The organism is Kitasatospora sp. NPDC004289, from assembly GCF_053602875.1.
Map to the genome: position 1 here is coordinate 1 of NZ_JBSGEL010000021.1, position 19,835 is coordinate 19,835.

A 19,835-nucleotide genomic window follows, 5' to 3' on the forward strand; every position below is an offset into this window, starting at 1 on the left:
CGCCGAGGAGGGAGTCCATGCGGAGCATCGGCGACTGACGAGAAGCCGGCGAGGTGCGTGCCCCGGCGGCGCGGACCCGGCCCCACCAAGGAGACGGCCCCTAGGACACGCCGGTGCCCCGGCCGCGTGGACGGGCCGGGGCACCGGTGGATGACGTGGCGTCAGGGGGCGGTGATGCCCGGCTGGGCCCCGGCACCGAAGGCCCAGCCCTCGACGTCGCCGGGGGCGGGGTTGTAGCTGCCCGCGCCCAGGGTGCTGTAGACCCAGGGGGTGCCGTGCTGGGCGTGCCAGTAGGACCAGTAGGCCGAGCCGCTGGGAGCGGTGCAGGTGGTGGGCAGGGCGTTGATCTTGCAGACGTAGCCGGGGAAGCGCGGGTGGAAGGAGTAGGAGAAGCCGGCCCCGGTGAGCGCGGCCAGTCCGCTGCTCGGGTCACCGGGGGCGCAGCCGGTCTGGATGCCTCCGCCGACGGCGGTGAAGTCCACCACCACGGTGACGCCGGAGGTGCCGGAGCAGGCGGCGGCCTGGGCGGGGGTGGCGGTCACCACGGCGGAGGCGGCGAGCAGGCCGGCGGCGAGGGCGGTCGCGCCGAAGGTTCTTCTGGTGGGCATGGTCCTCGGGCTCCTTCGGGTCAGCGGCAGGCGAGCGCGGGGGCGTCCGGACGGGCGCCGTGCGCGGAGAGGGTGGCCAGCGAGGCGCCGGAGAGGCCGAGCACGGCCTGGGCGGTGGCCCGGTTGGCGGTGGCGGCGTCGAAGCCGGTGGCGTCGTAGGCCACCGCGCCGCGGTTGACGGCGGTGGCGGAGCAGCCCTGCTGGAGCTTGACCAGGCTGGACCAGCCCTTGAGGCCGGCGGCGTAGCGGCCGCCCGAGAGCAGGGCGGCGGTGGCCAGGCCGGTGCTGTTGGCGTTGGAGGCGGTGGCCCCGGCGGCGGCGAAGCCACCGTCCGCGTTCTGGTGCGCCGTCAGCCAGCCGAGGCCCGAACCCGCCTTCGCGGTACGGCCGGTGGCGGCCAGTGCCTGGACCGCGAGGGCGGTGGCGTCCGGGTCGGCGGTGCAGGTCGGCTGGCCGAGGGCGACCGGGAAGCCGCCGTCCGCGCACTGGGTGCCGGCCAGGAAGTCCACGGCGGCGGCCGGGGCACCGGCCGGGGTGCGGTGCAGTGCGAGGACGGCCAGGGACTGGCCGAAGGTGTTGCTGTAGTCGCCCCACTGGGAGCGGTCCGAGAACCGGCCGGACGGTGTCTGCAGCCCGCGCAGCCGGGCCGGGAGGTCGACCCCGCCGAACGAGGCCGGATCGGCGCCGCGGACCTGGGCGGCCAGCAGCAGCTTGGCGGTGGCACCGGCGTAGGCCTCGGTGGTGCCGTCGCCGAGGTAGCCGGCGGTGTTGGCGGGCTGGGCCAGCCAGCTGGTGGTCCTGGCGGCGGCCTGGTCGGAGCTGCGGGAGGCGGCGAAGGCCAGTACCGCGTCGACGGTCAGGCCCTGGTCGGGGTAGGCGACGCCGTCGAAGACCGATTCGAAGTGGTCGCCGTTCACCAACTGGCGGGCCAGCCACCCAGCCGCGGCGGCGTCCGGCCGCAGGGTGGCGCCGCTTCCGGCGGTCGCCGAGGCGGTGGTGGCGGGCAGAGCGGCGGTGAGGGTGAGCGCGGATATCGCGAGCAGACCCAGGGAGCGGCGGAGCGCGAGCATGAACTGCCTTTCCGGGCCTGGACGCAGGGGCCCGGCGGCGCCGCCCCTGATGCCGGGCAGCCCGCGAGGCTCCGGCCCGCAGACCACGACGGGAGGAGTGGGCACATACCTCCGCCGCCGGGTGTCCGGGCTCGCCACCGACCGGGGCCGGCGGCCTACCGTTGCGGGTCAGCGCCGGCTTCGGACCGGCTTCCCCCAACGGCGGAGTCAAAGATCTGACGGCCCATCATCCCGGCGCCCCGGAGCCGGGGTCAAGGACGGGTCGCCGGCTGCGCCGTCCCGGCGGAGACGGGGACGGCCCCGTGCTGCTCCTCCTCGGGCCGGGCCTCGGCGGGGAGCAGGAAGGTGATCGCGAAGAAGGCCGCGAGCAGGCAGGCCTGGACCAGCAGGGCGTGCTGGAAGCCGGTGGAGAAGTCTCCGGTCCCGGCGCGGGCGAAGAACACCGAGCCGAAGACGGCGACGCCGATCGAGCCGCCGACCGCCTGGACCGCGGAGAGGACACCGGAGGCGGAGCCGATCTCCTGGTCGTCGACGGCGGCGAGCACGAAGCCGAACAGGGCGGCGATCACCATCCCGGAGCCGATGCCCGCGATCGTCACACCGGGGAGGACGTCCAGGATCGAGAACGGGGCCGCGTCGAGGCCGTCGAGTTCGTACCAGAGCACCGCTGCGCCGAGCAGCTGCACCGCGGGCCCGACCTGCAGCACCCGGCGGCCGATCCGGTCGGCGAGGAACGCGCCGCTGACGGCGCCGCCGATCGCGGTGCCGACGGCCAGCGGCAGGTTGCCGAGCCCGGCTTCGCCGGCGGTGTAGTGGTGGCCGATCTGGAGGTAGAGGGTCAGGACCAGCTGGGTGCCGACCAGTCCGCCGAAGAACAGGGCGATGCCGCCGAGCCCGACGGTGAAGGCCGGCTTGCGCAGCAGGCCCGGGGTCACCAGCGGTTCGCGGCCCGCCGCCGCCGTCCGGCGCTGCTGCGCGGCGAACAGGGCGAAGCCAGTCGCGGCGGCCGCCATCGACAGCCAGGTCCACAGCGGCCAGCCGTCCTCCTGACCCTGGTTCAGCGGTAGCACGAGCAGGGCGCAGGACGCCGCCACCAGGGTCGCGCCGGTGGTGTCGACGCGCACGCTGCGGTCGCCCGGCCGCCCGGGGACGGACTTCGCGGCGACCAGCAGGGCCGCGAGGCCGATGGGCAGGTTGACCAGGAACACCGACCGCCAGCCGAGACCGAAGAAGTCACCCTCGATCAGGAAGCCGCCGAGGACGGGGCCGATGATGCCGCCCATTCCCAGGACGGGGCCGAACACCGCGAAGACCTTGGTGAGTTCGGGGCCGGAGAAGTTCTCCCGCAGCAGGCCCAGGCCCTGCGGCAGCAGCAGAGCCCCGGCGGTGCCCTGGAGCAGGCGGAAGGCGATCAGTGACCCGGTGTCGGGCGCGAGGGCGCAGAGCAGCGAGCAGACGGTGAACGCGGTCAGGCCGATCAGGAACATCCGGCGCCGGCCGTAGCGGTCGCCGAGCCGGCCACCGAGCACCAGTCCGGCGCCCAGGGTCAGGGTGTAGCTGCCGATCACCCACTGCAGGCCGGTCGGACCGGCCCCCAGCGAGGCCTCCAGGTCGGGCCCGGCGACGTTGACGATCGAGGCGTCGAGCAGGTCCATGACCTCGGCGACGAGCATCGCGACCAGGACCAGCCAGCGCCGGCGGTGGGGCCCGGCGGTTTCGCCGTGGGTGGCGGACGGGTTGTCCACGCGAGATACCTCCATGGTGAAGTAGTTTCACGGTGAAGGTAAAGCGGGGACGGTAGGTTGTCAAAGCGCGGCCACCCGGACCGCGGGGAAGAGAACGGCGGAGGGCCGCCGGCATGGAGGAAGCCGTGGACGACGGTGTCGCGCAGCAGCGGGAGCGGTTGACCGAATCGCTGCGGGTCTACGGGGGCCACTACGCCGAACTCGGACGGCGCTTCGCCGCCTGGCTCGGCCTGCACTCCACCGACGCGACCGCGGTGCTGGAGATCGCCGCCGCCGAGGAGCGCGGCACCCCTCTGTCACCGGCCCGCCTGAGCGAGCGGATCGTCCTGTCCACGGGCGCCACCACCGCGCTGCTCAACCGCCTCGAAGCGGCGGGCCACATCACCCGGGCCCGCGAGCACACCGACCGACGCATCGTCACCCTGCGCAGCGGCGCGCACATCCACGAGCGCGCCGACGAGTTCTTCGGCCCGCTCGGCCGCCGCCTGGACGCCACGATGGCGCACTACCCGCCCCGGCTGCTGGAGCAGTTCGAGGCGTTCATGGCCGACCTGAACGCGACCGTGGACGCCCACCTCAGGGACGGGGACGCGGGCGCCCCGCCGTCCCCCTGACCGGTGGCCCGCACGGGCGCCCGGGTACGGCTCCGGGCCGGGACGCGTGGGTGCGCCCCGGCCCGGGAGGGAGTGACGGCGGGTCAGCCGCGGAAGTTCTCCGGGCGTTCCGGGGAGGCCTCGGCGAGGGCCTTGGTGACGGCCTCGACGCCGGCCCGCAGGCCGTAGACGGGGGTGTCGGGCTGCTGGCGCCAGGACTCGTCGATGGTGCCGGAGTCGACGCTGTCGAAGCCGAGGGCGTCGATCAGCTCGCGGACCAGCTGCTTGGCGGCCGCGTCGTCGCCGGCCACCGGGAGGGCGAGCCGGTCCGGGTCGCCGGCGGGGAGGGGGCGGTCGAGGATGTCCTGGGCGTAGGTGCCGTTGAAGGCCTTGACCACCGGGTGGCCGAGCTGGCGCTCCACCCAGCGGCTCTCGGTGACGCCCTCGTCCTCGATGCCGGCGATCCGGCCGTCGCGGTTGCGCGGGTAGTAGTTGTTGGTGTCGATGACCACGAAGCCCTCGGCCGCGCCGGCGAACAGGTCGTCCGGCAGGTCGGGGACGTTCTTCAGCGGGATGGTCACCACGACCAGCTCCGCACCGGCCGCCGCCTCGGTGGCGAGGACGGGGGTGGCGCCGGTCTCGGCCGCCAGGTCGGAAAGGGTCTCGGGGCCACGGGAGTTGGCCACCGAGACGTCGTGGCCGAGGGCGCTGAGGCGGCGGGTCAGGTTGCCGCCGATGTGGCCCGCGCCGATGATGCCGATCTTCATGGGGTGTGCTCCGTGTCTGTCGGTCGGGGAGGTGGGTCAGGCCAGCGCGCTGAGCTCGGCGAAGTCCGCGTCGTCCAGGGTGACCAGGGCGCCGCCGAGGTTCTCCTCCAGGTGGGCGACCCGGGAGGTGCCGGGGATCGGCAGCACGACCGGCGAGCGGCGCAGCAGCCAGGCCAGCGCGAGCTGGGCCGGGGTGGCGTCGAGGCGGGCCGCGATCGAGTCCAACTTGCTGCCCGGGCGCGCGAGTTCACCGGTGGCGATCGGGAACCACGGGATGAAGGCGATGCCCTCGGCCGTGACGTGGTCGAGCACCCGCTCGGAGCTGCGGTCGACCAGGTTGTAGCGGTTCTGCACGGAGACGATGGTGGCGTGCTTGCGGGCCTCCTCCAGCTCCTCCACGGTGACCTCGGAGAGGCCGAGGTGGCGGATCTTGCCCTCCTGCTGGAGCTGCGCCAGCTCGCCGAGCTGGTCGGCCAGCGGCACCTGCGGGTCGATCCGGTGCAGCTGGTACAGGTCGATCCGCTCCAGCCCGAGGTGGCGCAGGCTCAACTCGACCTGCTGGCGCAGGTACTCGGGCCGGCCCACCGGGTGCCAGCCGTTCGGCCCGGTCCGGGTCAGGCCGCCCTTGGTGGCGATCACCAGGTCGTCGGCGTACGGGCGCAGCGCCTGGCGGATCAGGTTCTCGCTGATGAACGGGCCGTAGGAGTCGGCGGTGTCGATGAAGGTCACACCCAGCTCGACCGCGCGGCGCAGCACCCGCACCGCCTCCGCCGGGTCCTCCGGATCGCCCCAGACCCCGGGCCCGGTGAGGCGCATCGCGCCGAAGCCGAGCCGGTTGACGGGAAGGTCGCCGCCGAGGGCGAAGCTGCCCGAGGCGTCGGCGGGACGGGGGCTGGACGAGGTGCTCATGGAGCACTCCAATCGGTCGGTCTCACGGTGCGTCAGCGGTCCGACGGGCGCCGTGCTGCCCGTCACGTGGATGCCGAACCGAGACCTTCCGGGGAATGTTCCCGTGTTGCGGCAGCATTGCGGTGCTCCGTTCAGTCGCCCGGACGGAGCCGCAGCCGTCAGGACTTGGTCTTGGAGAGCCGGTCGATGCTGATGGTCAGCGCGCTGTACGCGCTCTGCGCCTCGGCGGCCTCCGAGAGCTTCGGGCCGCCGGTCAGGCCGGTCGCCTTGTTCTGCACGCAGTTGGTGGCGGTGCGCTCGGTCTCGTCGAGCGCCTTGGACCAGTACTTCTGGGCGGTCTCGTCGGGAATCTCGCGGTACGCCTTCGCCGCTGCGACGTGGTCGAGCACCTCCTTGCAGCCCGCGATGACGGTGCTGCCACCGCCCTGGCCGCTGAGCTGTATCAGCTTGCGGATGTCGGTGCCCAGGGTGACGGTGTGCTCCTTGCCGCCCTTGTCCACCCAGCTCTTGAAGGAGTTGTCGTCGGAGGAGGAACAGCCGGCCAGGCCGGCCGAGAGCAGGGCGGCGGTGGCCAGCACGAGTACCCCGCGCAGGACGGGGCGGGGGTGGATCTCGACGGTCATGAGTGGGCACTTCCTTCGTCTCGGAGCCTGGGCGGCAGCGGAGCTGACAGCCTGTCAGGTCCGGGTGACATGTCGCAGCTCCTTCCCAGCTCCGGCCGCCGGCTCGGGTCACCGGTGCCGGCCGCTCAGCCGGTGATCCGCCAGGCGGTCCGGTCGAGGTGGAGGACCCGGTCGGCGCGGGCGGCCTGGGACGGGTGGTGGGTGATGGTGACGATCGCACCCGGGCGCCGGCGCAGCGCGTTCTCGACGTGGAGGGCGGTCGCGGCGTCGAGGTGGCTGGTGGCCTCGTCGAGGACGAGCAGGCGTGCCGGGCTGAGGAACGCACGGGTCAGGGCGAGGAGTTGGCGCTCGCCGGGGGAGAAGGCGGCGGCCGGGAGCACGGTGTCGAGGCCGCCGTGCCGGTCGGCCAGGTGCGCCGCGCCGAGGGTGCTCAGGGTCTCGGTGAGTTCGGGGGTGGAGCGGGGCGGGCCGGGCCAGCTGAGGTTGGCGCGCAGGGTTCCGGTGAAGACGTAGGGGTCCTGGGGCAGCAGGGTGCGAAGGGCGGCCTGCTCCTCCGGGAGCAGCGCTTCGGCGGACAGGCCGGAGAGCAGGACCTCGCCCCGGTCGGGCGGGAGGATTCCGGCCGCGACGGCGGCCAGGGTGGACTTTCCGATGCCGGAGGGGCCGACCACGGCGAGGGACTCGCCGTCCTCGATCGTCAGGTCGAGGTCGGTGAAGACCGGTTCGGCGTGGGCCCCGTAGGAGAAGGCGGCGCCGCGCAGTTCGAGGGCGGGCGCGCCGGGGACCGGTGCGGCGCGGGCGTGCGGGGCCGGGGGCAGGGCGGCGGACGTGGTGGCCGCGAGGCGGCCGGCGGCGACGGTCATCCGCAGCCAGGACGGGCCGAGGCCCTGCATCAGCAGGCGCACGGCGGGCTCCAGGGTGCCGAGCAGGTAGGCCAGGGCTCCCAGCAGCCCGCCGGGGGTCAGGCCGTGGCGCAGCAGCACGGGTGCGGCCAGGACCAGGACGGCGAGCGGGCCGTGCACGCCGAGGGCGACCAGCAGGTGGCGGACGGCGGCGAGGCGGGCCAGCCCGCGTCCGGCGGCCTCGTTGGCGGCGATGTCGGCCAGGATCCGGTCGAGGGCCCGCTGTTCGGCGCCGCAGGCGACCAGATCGCGCAGGGCCGTCGTGGCGTCGAGCGTGGAGGAGGCCAACTCCTCCTCCGTGACGAAGAGTTCGCGCTGCCGTCGGGCCATCCGGGGGGTGAGGGCGGCGAAGGTCAGCAGCGCCAGCAGCAGAGGCGCGGCGACCGGCGGCACGGCGGCCGGGGCGAGGGCGGCCGTGCCCACCAGGACGGCCGCGACGGTGAGCAGGAGGTGCGAGACCAGCAGGAGTTGACCCGCCAGGCCGTCCCGGACCGCCTCCACCTGGCGGGTCACCTGGGCCACCGCCAGGGCCGCCGCGCCGTCGCTGTGGCCGCGCGCGCCGGTGGCACGGCGCAGCAGTCCGGCCGAGGCCGTGGTCAACAGCCGGTCCCTGGCCGGTTCGACGGTCCGGGCGAGCGGGCCGTAGGCGCGGCGGGTGGACCAGGCGGAGAGCAGTGCGGCGGCGGCGAAGAGACCCAGCCAGGCGGCCGCCCGGCCGGGGCGGTGGGCGAGGAAGCCCTGGTCGACGGCGAGGGAGAGGGCCTTGCCGGAGAGCGCGGCGGGGGCGGCGGAGAGCACGGTCCAGCCGGCCAGGGCCGCCAGCTCCCGGGCGCTGCCGGTGAGGGCGGAGCGGAGCAGGGTGAGCGCGGGGCGGGGTGAGGCGGTCATCGGCGGCTCCCCGGCGCGACTGACGGCTGGACGGCGGATTCGGCCGACGGCGCGGCGGCGGGCTGGTCGGCGGGCTGCTCGGCGGGCTGGTCGGCGGGCGGAAGGGGCGCAGCCGTCGGTGCCGTGGGTCCGTCGGGGGTCTCGACGGTGAACAGCGCGCGGTACTCGCGCCGTGCCCACAGCACCCGGTGCGGGGCGACCGCCCGTATCCGTCCACCCTCCAACCACGCCACCAGGTCGGCCCGTTCGGCGATCGCGGCGCTGCGGGTGGTGGTGAGCCTGGTCCGCCCGGCGGCGTGCACCGCGAGGGCGTCCAGGACGGCGTCCTCGGTGGCCCGGTCCAGGCTCGCGGTGGCGTCGTCCAGGACGAGGAGGCGGGCGGGGCGGCAGAGTGCCCGGGCCAGGCCGGTCCGTTGGCGCTCGCCGCCGGAGAGCGGGGCGTCGGCCATCGGGGTGCGGTAGCCGAGGGGGAGGCGGCGCAGGAAGGCGTCGGCCCCGGCGGCCCGGGCGGCCCGCTCCAACTCGCCCTCGCCGAGCGCGGGTCGGCCGAGGGCCAGGGCCTCCCCGACGGTGCCGCCGTAGAGGACGGGGTCGGCGAAGGCCACCGCGACGGCGCCGCGCAGCCGGTCCGGCCGGACGGCGCCGAGGTCGGCTCCGTCGAGCCGTACCCGGCCGGCGTCGGGGGCCGTGAGCCCGGCGGCGAGGGCGGCCAGTGCGGAGGTCGCACTGTCGTCCGATCCCACCACGGCGACCCAACTCCGGCCCGGAACCGTGAGGTTGAGGCCCACCAGCAGCGGCGTCAGCGCCACCTCGTGGAACTCCAGGCGGCCCGCCCCGGCCGGCAGCGGCCGGACTCCGGCCAACGGCGCCGGTACAGTGGTGAGTTCGGCGATCCGGGCCGCGCCCGAGCGGGCCCGGGCCAGGTCCAACAGGCTCTGGGCGGCGCCGAACCCGCCCAGCCCGACGGTCGCGTAGGCCAGCGCGGCGGCCAGTCCGCCGGGGCTCAGCCGCCCGGCCGCCAGCTCGGCCCCGGCGGCGGCCAGGACGGCCACGTGGGTGGCGGGCGCGAGCAGTCCGACCTTCCAGGCGGTCTCGCGCTGGCTGGACCAGAGGCCGTGGCCGTGTCGCGACATCTCCGGCAACGGGCCGAGCACACGGGCGAGTTCGGTCTCCTCGGAGCCGGCGGCGCGGATGCTCCGCGCGCCCCGGAGGGCCTCGACCAGGCGGTTGGCGATCTCGCCCTGCGCCACCTGGTACGCCTCGCCGTGGCGGGCGGTGCGGCCGACCTGACGGCGCACCAGCCACCACCCCAGGGGGGCGGCCACCAGGAAGGCGAGGGTGGGCCACGGGGCGAGCAGGAACAGCCCCGCCACGGCGCCGAGGCCGGTCACCAGCTGGGCGGCGGTGTACACCACGGCGGCGCCGGCCAGCCCGGCCAGCGGGGCGCTGCCGGTCAGCCGGGCCGCGAGGTCCCCGGCCGCTGGGCGCTCGCCGGTACGGGGGCCCACCGGGCCGGGCCCGGCGGCGGCCAGGTGGCGCACCGTCGCCCCCCGCAGCGCGGCCGTGACGGCGGCCGCCCCGCGCGGCGCGGCGAACTGCGCGGCCGACTCGGCGAGCGCGAACACCGCGACCAGGAGGACCAGTTGGGCCCCGGCCGACATCCCCGCCCGGTGGTCGTCACCGGCCAGGGTGCGGTCGACCGCGCGGGCCAGGGTGCGCGGCAGCAGCAGGGTGCAGGTGGTGCTGGCGGCCACGGCGAGGGCCAGCAGCACGGTCCAGCGGCGGCCCAGTCGGAGGACCGGGCGGAGGGGCGAGGGACGGGAGGTGCGCGGCAGCGGCACGGGCGCTCCTGGGTGGCAGCGACGGGGAGCGGGAACGCCGGAGCCGGCCGTGCGGCGGACCGCACGGCCGACGGGGTGGATCAGACGCAGAGCACCGTGCTGACGGTGCTGTTGGTGCAGTTCACCACGGACAGGGAGCTGATGACCGAGCGGTACTCGGTGGTCTCCTCGGGGGTCTCCAGGGCCTGCAGGTCGAGGATCGCCATGGCTGTCTCCTTCGGTACTGGGTGGAGCGTGGGCTTCCCGGCGGTCGCCGGAAACTGGTGGGGCGGCATGACCCGGCCGCGACGGGGCCGCGGGCCCGGAGGCCCGTCGGGGTGAGGGGCGCGAGGGGCGCGAGGGCAGCAGGGGCCCTCGGGTGCCTCAGGGCCAGAAGGGCATCGGTGCGGTGCCGTCGTACACCGAGGCCAGGGCGGTGAGCACGCCGGCGGTCCCGGTCGCCAGGTCCATCGACAGGCGCAGCAGCTGCTCACCGGGGAAGGCCGGGTGGCTGCGGTGCGGCAGCACGTGCCAGGCCAGACGGCGGACGTGACGGGCGATCAGCTCCTCGGTGCGGGCGTCCGCCCGGCCGTCGGCGGAACGTTCCTGCGCGAGCAGGGCGATCAACCCGGCGCGGCCGTTGAAGAGGTTCGGCTGGACGATGAACTCCGGCTCCGCCGCCGCCCGGACCAGGCCGACCCGTTCGCCCAGCTGCTCGTCCGGGCGCAGCCTCAGCAGCGCCCGGGCCACCGCGGCGATGCCCGCGCTGCCGGCCTCCAGGTAGGGCAGCACCCGGCTGCCGTCGTCGACTTGGAGCGTTCCGTCCTCGGCGAGGACGCACCGCTCCAGGTCCCGGTCGAGCGCGGCGCGGGCCAGGTCGAGCAGCTGCGGCCGGCCGGTCTCCTCGTGCAGCGCCAGGAGCAGCAGCGCGGTGCCGCTCGCCCCGTGCAGCAGCCCGGCGCGGGCGCCCTTCGGGGCGGGCCCGCCCAGCCGCAGGGCCAAGACGGCCTGGTCCGCGCTCCGGGCGGCGGCCGTGAACAGCTCGCGGTCGCCGGTCAGCCGGGCGAAGTGCAGCTGGGCCAGGCCGATGCCGGCCGCGCCGGAGGAGAGGTCGGGGCCCCGGCCCTCGGGGTCGTCCTTCTCCAGGCGGTGGAGCAGGTCGAGCGCGGCGTCCCGGTGGCCGAGCCGCTCCAGTGCCCAGGCGGTGCCGTGCGCGCCGACGAACAGGCCGGGTCGGCAGGGTTCCCGCCGCACCGCGTCGAGCAGCCAGGCCAGGTGCTCCGGGGCGGGTTCGGCCCCGACGGTGTGCAGCGCCCACAGGACCCCGGCCGCACCGTAGGACAGACCGAGCCCGTCGTGGGTGAACTGGGCCGGGTCGCCCGGGAAGAGCCGGTCCTCCCGTTCGGGGGTGGCGCTCGCGGTGATCGCGGCCACCAGCTCCTCGCGCAGCCGGGGCCAACTCGCCGGCTCACCGTCGAACAGCGCCTCCACGGCTGCGAGTTCGAGCTCCTGGGCCGGATCGGAGCAGCCGGGGAAGGACAGGTAGCCGGCGGGCAGGTCGAACCGCGCCTCGGCCTCCCGGACCAGTGCGGTGCCCTTGGCCGGGTGCAGCACGCTGAGCGGCAGCAGCGGCAGGAACGCCCAGAGCCGCAGCGCGGCCAGCGCGTGCTCGTCGATGGCGAAGCCGGTCAGGCCGGCCGGTGGGGCGAACCCGGCCGCGCCGAGCGCGGGGCGGACGAACGCCTCGGCGGGGGAGGCGAGTTCGAAGTCGACGAAGACCACCGATCCGTCGTCGCGGACGATCAGGTTGCGCGGGTGCAGGTCGCCGAAGACGATGCCCCGGCCGTGGATGGCGCGCATCCCGCGCTCCACCTCGCCGAGCACCGCGAGCACCTCGTCCCGGTAGGCCGTGACGGTGGCCGCGTCGGCGCCGGGGTGCACCAGCGGGTAGCGCTGCCCGAACCACTTGTGCAGGCCCTCGCCCTCGACGTACTCCTGCACCAGGAAGCGGTGCTCCCAGGCCGTCAGGTCGCCGAGCACGGCGGGCACCGAGTCGAGCCCGGCCAGCGTCTCCAACACCCGCTGCTCGCGGGTGAGCCGGGTGACGGCGTCCTCGCCGCGCTGGTCCAGCCCCGCGTACGGGCGGCCCTCCTTGAGCACCACCGGGCCGCCGCCCGCCGCCGGCCGGGCCAGGTAGATGCCGCCGCCGTTGGAGAAGTGCAGCGCCCGCTCCACCGTGAACGGGAACTCGTCGTCGTGGCTGGCGCGGCCGGCCCCGGCGACGGTCTCGCGCAGGACCTCCGGCACCGGTGCCCAGTCGGGAAGGTCGAAGGCGGCCCGCCGCACGTCCGGCCGCAGCCGGCCGGAGGGTTCGCGCAGCGCGAGCACCAGCTCGCCCTCCTCGTTGCGGCAGAACTGCTCGGTGAACGCGCCGTAGCGCAGGTAGAGCGGCCCCCTGCGCCAGCGGAGGTCACTGAGCACGTACGGGCCGGGGGCCCCGTCCAGCGCCTCGTCCAGTTCGGTCAGACATCGGCCCAACTGGCCGTCGTCCACCGGGTAGAGCGTCATGAACTTGCCGCTGGAGCCGCGGGCGGCGTACTTGGCGTTCTGGGTCTGCACCAGGACCGGGCTTCGGAGGAACTTGAAGGCCAGCCCGTTCGCGTGGCAGTACGGGCGCACCACGTCCAGGATGCGCTGGGCGTTCTCCGGGCGGGCGGAGACGTGCACCTTCCAGCCCTGCTCGGGTATCGGCAGGTCGGCGGGCCGGTGCCCGACCCACACCTCGCGCAGGCTGCGCACCCAGCCGCTCGGCGCCGGCTCGGTGGTCGCGGGGAACTCCTCGCGGGCGGCCCACTGGACCGGTGAGTCGTAGAAGACCGGATCGGCGTAGGAGTACGCCTCGTAGCGCATGTCCATCGGATCGCTCCAGGGCGCGTGGCTGACGGAGGACGGCACCGGACCGGGCGCGGGGAGGGGCGCTGGGCCGGGAAGAACGGCACGGGGTCCGGGTGCCGGCGAGAGAGCGCGGGGCGAAGGTCCAGCGGGGCCGGGACGCGGGCCGAGGGAGTGCCTCGGGAGTCCGGTCCGGGCCGGGGGTGAACCGCCCACCGAGAGTCTGGGGGGGCCGGTGCGCAACTCGCCAGTGGTCCTGACGGGGTTGGCCGGATTCAGCGGGCGCATGCCAGGAGCACGGGACGGACGGGAGTGCTCGGGAGCATCGTGTGCGACTGATCGTCGGATCCGCTGCCGACGGGCCCGGCAGTGCTGGGTTCGTGGCATTTGCCGACGGCAACGGTGTCGTGGGGGAGCGTTCTCCCGGCCGGGCGGCCGCCCGTCGGGACCGGCCGGCGGACGGGCGCACATCGCCGGTTCGGCGGAGCGCACGGCTCCGGACCGGAGCACCCGCCCGGCCGCCGGTGTCCGAGATCCGACCGGCGCACCGGCGGCGCGGGAGGCGTGCGTGCGAGCCCCGGCGCTGCCCGCCGTGGTGACGGGCCCCGCGAACGCACCCGGCCCACCCTGATCATCCGATGGGATGGAGAGCAGCCTGCTGGTAGGGATGGTGACCGGCCGTCAGGCCGCAGTGCGCCACGGACCCGGAGGTGGACGGATGGACCGGCCCGACCAGCAGGACAGGACCCGATGTCGGCGGCGGGAGCGACGGTGGCGGGCGGGCGGGCGGCCGGTTGCGGGGTGTCCGGCGACCGTGTGGTCGGCGACCGGGCGGCGGGAGGTGCGCCTTGGCGGGATGTGACGAGCGGGTGCTGCGCGCGCTGGTCGAGCTGGCCGACACCTTCGGTGAGGACTTCGACGTGGTCGGACACCTCGGGCGGCTCGCCGAGTGCGCCGCCGGCCTGCTCTCGATGGCCTCGGTCGCCTCCGTCGCCTCGGTGGCGGTGGTGCTGACCGGCACCGGCGGAAGCCTGCACTGCGCCGCCGCGACGGACGGACGGGCCCGGCTGCTCGGCGGAGTGGAGGCCGAGAGCGGTCAGGGGGCGGCGGTGGCCTGCCTGCGCAGCGGCCGGGAGGCCCGCTTCCTGGCCGGCCAGGGCCCGGCGGACTGGCCGCTGTTCGCCGCCGCCGCCGGACGCTCCGGGGCCCGGGCGGCCGTCGGCCTGCCGCTGCGGCACCGCGAGCGGGTGCTCGGCGGGCTCGGCCTCTACGCCGACTCCGAGGCGGCGCTGGCCCCGGACCCGCTGCGGGTGCTGCGGGCCTTCGCCGAGGTGACCGCGATCGGCGTGCTGCGCGAGCAGTCCGCCCGCCACCAGGCGCGCACCGCCGAGCAGTTGAGGACCGCCCTGGCCAACCGGGTGGCCATCGAACAGGCCAAGGGCTTCCTGGCCCACCGCCTCTCGACCACCCCGGACGCGGCCTTCGAACTCCTCCGCAGCTCCGCCCGCTCCCGCGGCCAGCGCCTCACCGACCTCGCCACCGCCGTCCTGCACACCCCGCCGGACGCGCCGCTGCCGCTGCTCCCGCCGGCCTGAGGCGGTGTCAGGCCGGCGGCAGCAGGCCCGCCGGCGTCAGGACCTGGCGTCAGGCCTGCCGGAACGGGCCGTGCAGGGCCGCCCACTGGAGCAGCATCACGGTCTTGCCGTCGCAGATCCGGCCGTCGAGGGTCATCGCCAGGGCCTCGGTGAAGGGGATTTCGAGGACCTCGATGTCCTCGCCGTCCTCCTCCAGGCCGCCGCCGGTGCCGGTGCGGTCGGCCGCGGTGTAGGCGGCGGCGAAGAAGTGCAGGCGTTCGGTGACCGAGCCCGGACTCATGTAGGAGTCGAACAGGTGGGTGAGCGGCCCGAGTTCGACGCCGAGCTCCTCGGTGCTCTCCCGGCGGACCGCGGTCTCCGGGTCGTCCGCGTCCAGCAGGCCCGCCGCCGCCTCGATCAGCATCCCGTCCGGGTGGCCGTTGACGTAGGCGGGGTAGCGGAACTGCCGGGTGAGCAGCACGAGGCCGCGCTCCGCGTCGTACGGCAGGACCACCGCGCCGTTGCCCCGGTCGTAGGTCTCGCGCTGCTGGCTCTCCCAACGCCCGTCCCGGCGCCGGTAGTCGAAGGTGGTGCGGCGCAGGACGTGCCAGCCGCGGGAGGTGAGCTCGACCTCGCGGACCCGGACGCCGGCGTTGCGGTCGAGGTCACGGCCGGCCAGGTGGAGACCGGTGCGGCCGCGGTGGTCGGGGGTGTCGGTGCCGGGCAGCGGAGGGCCGGGTGTCGGCTGTTCGGTCATGGCGGTTACGATACATGCAGAATCGTGCAAGAACAGGAAGGAACGAGGATGCTGGCTGCCGAACGGCGCGACCACCTGCTGGAACTGCTCGCCCGCACCGGCAAGGTGGTGGCCAAGGAGGTCGCCGTCGACCTGGGCATCTCGGAGGACAGCGTCCGCCGCGACCTGCGCGACCTCGCGGCCGAGGGGCTGTGCCAGCGGGTCTACGGCGGCGCGCTGCCGGTCTCCCCGGCCGTGGCCGACTACGGGGCGCGGCAGGCCGTCGCCCCCGACGGCAAGCGGAGGGTGGCGGCCGCGGCCGCCGCGCTGGTCCGGCCGGGCGGCTCGGTCATCCTGGACGGCGGCACCACCGCCCTCGCGGTGGCCCGGGCCCTCCCGAAGGACCTCGGCTGCACCGTCATCACCCACAGCCCGACCGTCGCCACCGCCCTGATCGACCATCAGGGTGCGGAGATCTACCTGCTCGGCGGCCGGGTCTTCAAGCACTCGGCCGTCACCTGCGGCGCCGCCGCGGTGGAGGCCGCCCAGAACGTCTCCGCCGAGCTCTGCCTGCTCGGCGTCACCGGCGTCCACCCCGAGGCCGGGCTGACCACCGCCGACGCCGACGAGGCCGCGATGAAGCGCGCCCTCGCCGGGCGGGCCGCCGACACCTACGTCCTGGCCTCCTCGGAGAAGCTCGGCACCGCCTCCCAGTACCGGGTCCTCCCCTGGGAGAAGGTCACCGCCGTGCTCACCGACGCCGCCCCCCTGCATCCGGTGGTCGCCGGGCTCACCGCCCTCGGCGTGGACGTCCGGTCCGCCCCCTGACGGCAGGTCACGGAAATCACTCCCGCTCCGGAGCGCCCACCGCGTACCGTCTGCGGATGACCATTTCCCCCTCCGACCGCGTGCACGGCTCCCTGCTCGGCGGCGCCCTCGGCGACGCGCTGGGCTGGCCGGTGGAGTTCCGCCGCCTGGACCGCATCCGCGACGACTACGGCCCCCGGGGCGTGACCGGCCTGCGGGCCGCCGACCGCCCGGGCGACCGGGCCGGGGACATCACCGACGACACCCAGATGACCCTGTTCACCGTCGAGGGCCTGCTGGCCGGCGGCACCCCGGCCGACCTGCACCGCTCGTACCGGCACTGGCTGCTGACCCAGCGTCGGGAGGGCCCGGGCCCGCAGCCCGCCTCGCCCCTGCTGGCCCATGCCTTCCTCTACGCCCGCCGGGCCCCCGGCAACGCCTGCCTGAGCGGACTGGAGGAGCACCCGGACTTCGTCCCGCCGGTCGCGACCGGGCAGGTCGGGCCGGTGAACGGGCACTCCAAGGGCTGCGGCACCGTGATGCGCTCGGCCCCCTTCGGCCTGCTCGGCCTCGGCCCCGACGCGTCCTTCGAACTGGCCGCCCAGTGCGCCCAGCTGACCCACGGCCACCCCACCGGCCAACTGGCGGCCGGCGCCTTCGCCGCCCTGGTCGACCGGGTGGCGGCCGGTCTGCCGCTGCCCGAGGCGCTCGCCGCGGCCGTCGAGACGCTGGAGCGCCACCCGAACGCGGCGGAGACCGTCGAGGCCCTGGACCGGGCGGTGCGCATCGCCGCCGAGGGCCCGCCGTCGGCGGAGGCGGTGGAGCGCGTCGGACTGGGCTGGATCGCCGAGGAGTGCCTGGCCATCGCGGTGTACTGCGCCCTGACCACCACCGACGCCCGCTCGGCCCTGCTGCTCGCCGTCAACCACTCCGGCGACAGCGACTCCACCGGGGCGGTCTGCGGCAACCTGGTCGGTGCCCTGTACGGCGCGCAGGCCCTCCCCGCCGACTGGCTGGCGGTGGTCGAGGGCCGGGAGCTGATCACCGAGATGGCCGACGCCCTTCTGACGCGGGCTCGGCCCGGCGCCTGACCGAGGGTGGGCTCGGCCGGGCGCCTGACCGAGGGGGCTCAGTCCTCGTCCGGAAAGCCGTCGTCGATGCGCTGCTGCTCCTGTGCGGCGAGGGTGCGGTAGTGCTCCTCGCGGGCCTCCTCGCCGACATGGGCGGCGGCCGCAGTGGCGGCCCGGAGGGTGACCAGTGCGAGGCTGGGCACCTCGGCGGCCTGCCGGTCGGCCTCGGCGAAGACCGTGGCGGCGAGGTCGGTGGCAGCGCTGCCCGCGAGGAGGAAGAGCTCCTCGACGTACGTCCGGCCGAGGCCGTACTCCCACCACTCGGGGACGTCCGTCAGGGCCCGGCGGCACTCGGTCAGCGCCTCCCAGGCCGCCGGGTGGTGCCCGGCCCGGCGTTCGAGCCCGGCCAGGTCCTGCCAGCCGAAGGCCCGGTCACGGGCGCCCCCGGCGAACCGCAGCGACTCGCGCTGTACTCGAGCCGCCTCCACGAAGTCACCCAACTCGGCCAGGTGGTAGCGGAGTTCGCGAAGGGTGTCCGCGTCCCGCTCCTGCCCGGCGGCCCAGGCGTCCAGCAACTCCCGGGCGCGCTCGGTCTCGCCGCTCATCCGGGCGCGCTCGACCAGGGTGATCGGGTCCTCCGCCGCCGGGTCGGCCGGGAAGCGCCTGCGCATGAACGGGAACCAGTCGGTCACCTCCTGCTCGGAGACACACGGCCTCCCGTCCTCGCCGAGCAGCCGCTCCAGCAGGGCCTCCCGCTCCGGGTGTTCGCCCGCGCGGACGTGGGCGAGAGTGGCCTCCACGCCCGCCGCGCAGACCGCCTGGACGTCGTAGCCGCACCAGGTGTCGAAGTTGGCCCGCTTGATCTCCCACTGCTGCCAGACGTCCTCGACCACCCGGTACTCGGCGAGCAGCAGTCCGGCCAGCGTGGTCTCCTCGGTCAGCCCCTGGAACGGCGCCTCCCGTCGGCACTGCGCCTCCTGCCCGGCGAGCCAGCGGACCAACTCCAGGTCTCCCGGCCGCCGGTCGTACTGCAGGGCCCAGAGCACCTGGGCCCGCCGCGCCGCGTTGCGGTCGTACTCGTACCCGTCCGCGCCGACGGCCCGCTCGTACCGCAGCTCCTGCCAGGCGGCGGCCGACTCCCGCATCCGCACCAGTTCGTTCGACATCGGGCCAGCATCGCACCGGCCCCGGACGACACCGACGGCGGGTCGCCGTCACGAGGGGAGCCGGAGGGCGGTGGCGCGCTGGAGGAGGTGGTCGGCGGGGTGGCGGCGGCGGTGGGGGAGCAGGCCGCGGTGCAGACGGGCGGCGGCGGAGTGGGCGCGGCGGGAGGAGAGGTGGGGGTAGACGTCCAGGAACTGGTGCCAGGTGGAGCAGGCGGCGTCGAGGCGGCCGGCGGTGAGTTGACGCTCCGCCAGCTTGGCGAGGACCAGGGCGTGGGAGCGGGTCTCGGTGCGGGGGCGGCGCGCGGCGGAGGTCTCCAGGGACTTGATGGCTCCGCCGAGGTCGCCCGACTCGGCCTGCACCAGGGCGTGGTGGTGGTCCCAGGCCGCGCGGTGGTAGTCGCCGACCGGAGGGGCCGGGCCCTCGATGCGGGGGAGCAGGTCGAAGGCCTCGTGGATGTGCCGGCGGGCGGCGGCGCGGTCGGCGGTGGCGGCCTCGGCGAGGGCGAGCTGGCCGAGGACGGAGGCCCGCACGCGGATCGCGGAGGCGGGGAGGCGGATGCCGGCGGCCGCCCGGGCCAGGTCGAGGCTCTCCCGCGGGTGGTGGAGTTCGTGGGCCTGGGCGGCCATCGCCCGGAGGGTCATGGCCTGGGCCGTCAGGTCGCCGCACTGGCGGGCCAGCTCCAGGCCGAAGCGGTAGAAGTGCAGGGCCAGGCCGTTGAGTTCGTCGTCGAAGTGCATGAACGCGCAGAGGTAGCTCAGCCGCGAGGCGGCCGCCAGCACCTCCGTGTGCCGCACGGGCGAGGACGCGGCGGCGAGCATGTCGGGGACGGCGGAGGAGAGGAAGGCGGCGAGTGCGGTGCGGGCGTGGCCGCCGCCGCGGATCAGGTCGGCGGAGGAGAAGACGGGCAGGAGGAGGGTGAGGACGTGGGGGTCCGGCGGCGGGTGTCCGTCGTCGGGGCACGGGCCAGGGGGTGCGGCGGGGTACGGGAGGGCGGGCGCCCGGTCCGCCGTCCGGGCGTCGGCGGAGAGTCGAGCCCCGGCGGCCGGCTGGTAGGCGAGCACGCTGCCGCCCCGGTCGGGGCTGAGGGCGGCGGTGGCCAGGTGGGTGAGCAGGGAACGGGGGTTGGCGGGAGGTGCGCCGTTCGCGCCGCTGTCGGCGCCGCTTCCCTCGAAGCCGGCCTCGACCGGGCCGACCGGGCGGCCGAGGCGTTCGGTGAGCGCGGCGCAGACCAAGTGGGCGACCGGGCCCCGGGGTTGGGTGCCGGTCAGCCACTGGTGGACCGAGGCGCGTTGGTAGGCGACGCCCCGTAAACCGGACTCGGCGCCGATCCGGTTGACCGCGCGGGCCAACTGGGCACCGGTCCAGCGGGATTCGAGCAGGAGTTCTCGGAGACGGACGTTCGGGACGCGGTGGACTGCCACCCGCCTGCACCTCCTCGACGGGTCGTCGGAGCTGCCGCGGCCGTCGCCGGGGAGGGCCGCGGTGTGCGCGGGCGCGCGGCAGCGGTCACCGCGGCACGAGGCCTGGGCGCCGCACGACTCCGCACGCCTACGAAGAGGTTAGGGCATCGGGTGGGCAAGGTGGGCAAAACGGGCGGGAATTGACGGGGCGGAACTCTTGACGCCCCAGTGACCGGGGAAGCCGCACGGGACGCCCGGCAGGTC

Annotated in this window: 17 protein-coding genes and 1 riboswitch; of the genes, 4 read left to right on the forward strand and 13 right to left on the reverse strand. The window is 75.5% G+C overall.

The window, feature by feature from the left end; genetic code table 11:
• Positions 1 to 161 precede the first annotated feature (161 nt).
• The 3 genes from ACWEPF_RS16435 to ACWEPF_RS16445 all read right to left on the reverse strand — a co-directional run bounded on the left by ACWEPF_RS16435 (position 162) and on the right by ACWEPF_RS16445 (position 3,438).
• A complete protein-coding gene (locus tag ACWEPF_RS16435) occupies positions 162 to 608 on the reverse strand; it encodes a flagellar hook-length control protein FliK (protein WP_452173089.1) in 447 nt (148 codons plus the stop codon).
• A 20-nt stretch (positions 609 to 628) separates the two neighbouring features.
• Complete coding sequence (locus tag ACWEPF_RS16440; protein ID WP_452173090.1) at positions 629 to 1,678, reverse strand: peptidase; 1,050 nt, start codon at positions 1,676 to 1,678, stop codon at positions 629 to 631.
• Positions 1,679 to 1,777: 99 nt separating this feature from the next.
• A riboswitch (cobalamin riboswitch) is annotated at positions 1,778 to 1,896 on the reverse strand.
• 33 nt (positions 1,897 to 1,929) lie between these two features.
• A complete protein-coding gene (locus ACWEPF_RS16445; RefSeq protein WP_452173091.1) occupies positions 1,930 to 3,438 on the reverse strand; it encodes an MFS transporter in 1,509 nt (502 codons plus the stop codon).
• 98 nt (positions 3,439 to 3,536) lie between these two features.
• On the opposite strand from ACWEPF_RS16445, the gene ACWEPF_RS16450 reads away from it, so the two are divergent.
• A complete protein-coding gene (locus ACWEPF_RS16450; protein ID WP_452173092.1) occupies positions 3,537 to 4,037 on the forward strand; it encodes a MarR family winged helix-turn-helix transcriptional regulator in 501 nt (166 codons plus the stop codon).
• Positions 4,038 to 4,120: 83 nt separating this feature from the next.
• Here ACWEPF_RS16450 and ACWEPF_RS16455 read toward each other — a convergent pair whose 3' ends face one another.
• The 7 genes from ACWEPF_RS16455 to lanKC all read right to left on the reverse strand — a co-directional run bounded on the left by ACWEPF_RS16455 (position 4,121) and on the right by lanKC (position 12,841).
• Positions 4,121 to 4,783 carry an NADPH-dependent F420 reductase gene (locus ACWEPF_RS16455; protein WP_452173093.1) on the reverse strand — a complete coding sequence of 221 codons (663 nt, stop codon included), beginning with the start codon at positions 4,781 to 4,783 and terminating at the stop codon, positions 4,121 to 4,123.
• 36 nt (positions 4,784 to 4,819) lie between these two features.
• Positions 4,820 to 5,692 carry an aldo/keto reductase gene (locus ACWEPF_RS16460; RefSeq protein ID WP_452173094.1) on the reverse strand — a complete coding sequence of 291 codons (873 nt, stop codon included), beginning with the start codon at positions 5,690 to 5,692 and terminating at the stop codon, positions 4,820 to 4,822.
• A 158-nt stretch (positions 5,693 to 5,850) separates the two neighbouring features.
• Positions 5,851 to 6,315 carry a hypothetical protein gene (locus ACWEPF_RS16465; protein ID WP_452173095.1) on the reverse strand — a complete coding sequence of 155 codons (465 nt, stop codon included), beginning with the start codon at positions 6,313 to 6,315 and terminating at the stop codon, positions 5,851 to 5,853.
• 125 nt (positions 6,316 to 6,440) lie between these two features.
• Positions 6,441 to 8,105 (reverse strand): ATP-binding cassette domain-containing protein, encoded by a 1,665-nt coding sequence (locus ACWEPF_RS16470; RefSeq protein ID WP_452173096.1) that lies wholly within the window; start codon positions 8,103 to 8,105, stop codon positions 6,441 to 6,443.
• Positions 8,102 to 9,946, reverse strand: coding sequence for an ATP-binding cassette domain-containing protein (locus ACWEPF_RS16475; protein ID WP_452173097.1), 1,845 nt, complete (start codon positions 9,944 to 9,946; stop codon positions 8,102 to 8,104). Before ACWEPF_RS16475 ends, ACWEPF_RS16470 begins: the two co-directional genes overlap by 4 nt.
• A gap of 80 nt (positions 9,947 to 10,026) precedes the next feature.
• Complete coding sequence (locus ACWEPF_RS16480; RefSeq protein ID WP_345284545.1) at positions 10,027 to 10,152, reverse strand: SapB/AmfS family lanthipeptide; 126 nt, start codon at positions 10,150 to 10,152, stop codon at positions 10,027 to 10,029.
• Between the two features lie 157 nt (positions 10,153 to 10,309).
• Complete coding sequence (gene lanKC / locus ACWEPF_RS16485) at positions 10,310 to 12,841, reverse strand: class III lanthionine synthetase LanKC (RefSeq protein WP_452173098.1); 2,532 nt, start codon at positions 12,839 to 12,841, stop codon at positions 10,310 to 10,312.
• A gap of 824 nt (positions 12,842 to 13,665) precedes the next feature.
• Here lanKC and ACWEPF_RS16490 point away from each other — a divergent pair.
• On the forward strand, positions 13,666 to 14,412 hold the full coding sequence (locus tag ACWEPF_RS16490; RefSeq protein ID WP_452173099.1) for an ANTAR domain-containing protein: 747 nt from the start codon (positions 13,666 to 13,668) through the stop codon (positions 14,410 to 14,412).
• Positions 14,413 to 14,461: 49 nt separating this feature from the next.
• Here ACWEPF_RS16490 and ACWEPF_RS16495 read toward each other — a convergent pair whose 3' ends face one another.
• The gene (locus ACWEPF_RS16495; RefSeq protein WP_452173100.1) at positions 14,462 to 15,148 is read right to left on the reverse strand and encodes an NUDIX domain-containing protein; all 687 of its coding nucleotides are present in this window, start codon (positions 15,146 to 15,148) and stop codon (positions 14,462 to 14,464) included.
• Positions 15,149 to 15,196: 48 nt separating this feature from the next.
• Between ACWEPF_RS16495 and ACWEPF_RS16500 the strand changes: the two genes are divergently transcribed.
• Both ACWEPF_RS16500 and ACWEPF_RS16505 read left to right on the forward strand, forming a co-directional pair.
• On the forward strand, positions 15,197 to 15,955 hold the full coding sequence (locus tag ACWEPF_RS16500; protein ID WP_452173101.1) for a DeoR/GlpR family DNA-binding transcription regulator: 759 nt from the start codon (positions 15,197 to 15,199) through the stop codon (positions 15,953 to 15,955).
• Between the two features lie 56 nt (positions 15,956 to 16,011).
• Positions 16,012 to 17,025 carry an ADP-ribosylglycohydrolase family protein gene (locus ACWEPF_RS16505; protein ID WP_452173102.1) on the forward strand — a complete coding sequence of 338 codons (1,014 nt, stop codon included), beginning with the start codon at positions 16,012 to 16,014 and terminating at the stop codon, positions 17,023 to 17,025.
• Between the two features lie 38 nt (positions 17,026 to 17,063).
• On the opposite strand, the gene ACWEPF_RS16510 is transcribed toward ACWEPF_RS16505, so the two are convergent.
• The gene (locus tag ACWEPF_RS16510) at positions 17,064 to 18,170 is read right to left on the reverse strand and encodes a hypothetical protein (protein ID WP_452173103.1); all 1,107 of its coding nucleotides are present in this window, start codon (positions 18,168 to 18,170) and stop codon (positions 17,064 to 17,066) included.
• Positions 18,171 to 18,218: 48 nt separating this feature from the next.
• Positions 18,219 to 19,592: a tetratricopeptide repeat protein gene (locus ACWEPF_RS16515; protein WP_452173104.1), complete on the reverse strand. Its 1,374-nt coding sequence runs from the start codon at positions 19,590 to 19,592 to the stop codon at positions 18,219 to 18,221.
• Positions 19,593 to 19,835 lie beyond the last annotated feature (243 nt).

Excerpts from the sequence above, each read along its gene's own strand:
- ACWEPF_RS16435 (WP_452173089.1), bottom strand. The coding sequence starts at position 608 with ATGCCCACCAGAAGAACCTTCGGCGCGACCGCCCTCGCCGCCGGCCTG.
- ACWEPF_RS16440 (WP_452173090.1), bottom strand. The coding sequence starts at position 1,678 with ATGCTCGCGCTCCGCCGCTCCCTGGGTCTGCTCGCGATATCCGCGCTC.
- ACWEPF_RS16445 (WP_452173091.1), bottom strand. The coding sequence starts at position 3,438 with ATGGAGGTATCTCGCGTGGACAACCCGTCCGCCACCCACGGCGAAACC.
- ACWEPF_RS16450 (WP_452173092.1), top strand. The coding sequence starts at position 3,537 with ATGGAGGAAGCCGTGGACGACGGTGTCGCGCAGCAGCGGGAGCGGTTG.
- ACWEPF_RS16455 (WP_452173093.1), bottom strand. The coding sequence starts at position 4,783 with ATGAAGATCGGCATCATCGGCGCGGGCCACATCGGCGGCAACCTGACC.
- ACWEPF_RS16460 (WP_452173094.1), bottom strand. The coding sequence starts at position 5,692 with ATGAGCACCTCGTCCAGCCCCCGTCCCGCCGACGCCTCGGGCAGCTTC.
- ACWEPF_RS16465 (WP_452173095.1), bottom strand. The coding sequence starts at position 6,315 with ATGACCGTCGAGATCCACCCCCGCCCCGTCCTGCGCGGGGTACTCGTG.
- ACWEPF_RS16470 (WP_452173096.1), bottom strand. The coding sequence starts at position 8,105 with ATGACCGCCTCACCCCGCCCCGCGCTCACCCTGCTCCGCTCCGCCCTC.
- ACWEPF_RS16480 (WP_345284545.1), bottom strand. The coding sequence starts at position 10,152 with ATGGCGATCCTCGACCTGCAGGCCCTGGAGACCCCCGAGGAGACCACC.
- lanKC (WP_452173098.1), bottom strand. The coding sequence starts at position 12,841 with ATGGACATGCGCTACGAGGCGTACTCCTACGCCGATCCGGTCTTCTAC.
- ACWEPF_RS16495 (WP_452173100.1), bottom strand. The coding sequence starts at position 15,148 with ATGACCGAACAGCCGACACCCGGCCCTCCGCTGCCCGGCACCGACACC.
- ACWEPF_RS16500 (WP_452173101.1), top strand. The coding sequence starts at position 15,197 with ATGCTGGCTGCCGAACGGCGCGACCACCTGCTGGAACTGCTCGCCCGC.
- ACWEPF_RS16505 (WP_452173102.1), top strand. The coding sequence starts at position 16,012 with ATGACCATTTCCCCCTCCGACCGCGTGCACGGCTCCCTGCTCGGCGGC.
- ACWEPF_RS16510 (WP_452173103.1), bottom strand. The coding sequence starts at position 18,170 with ATGTCGAACGAACTGGTGCGGATGCGGGAGTCGGCCGCCGCCTGGCAG.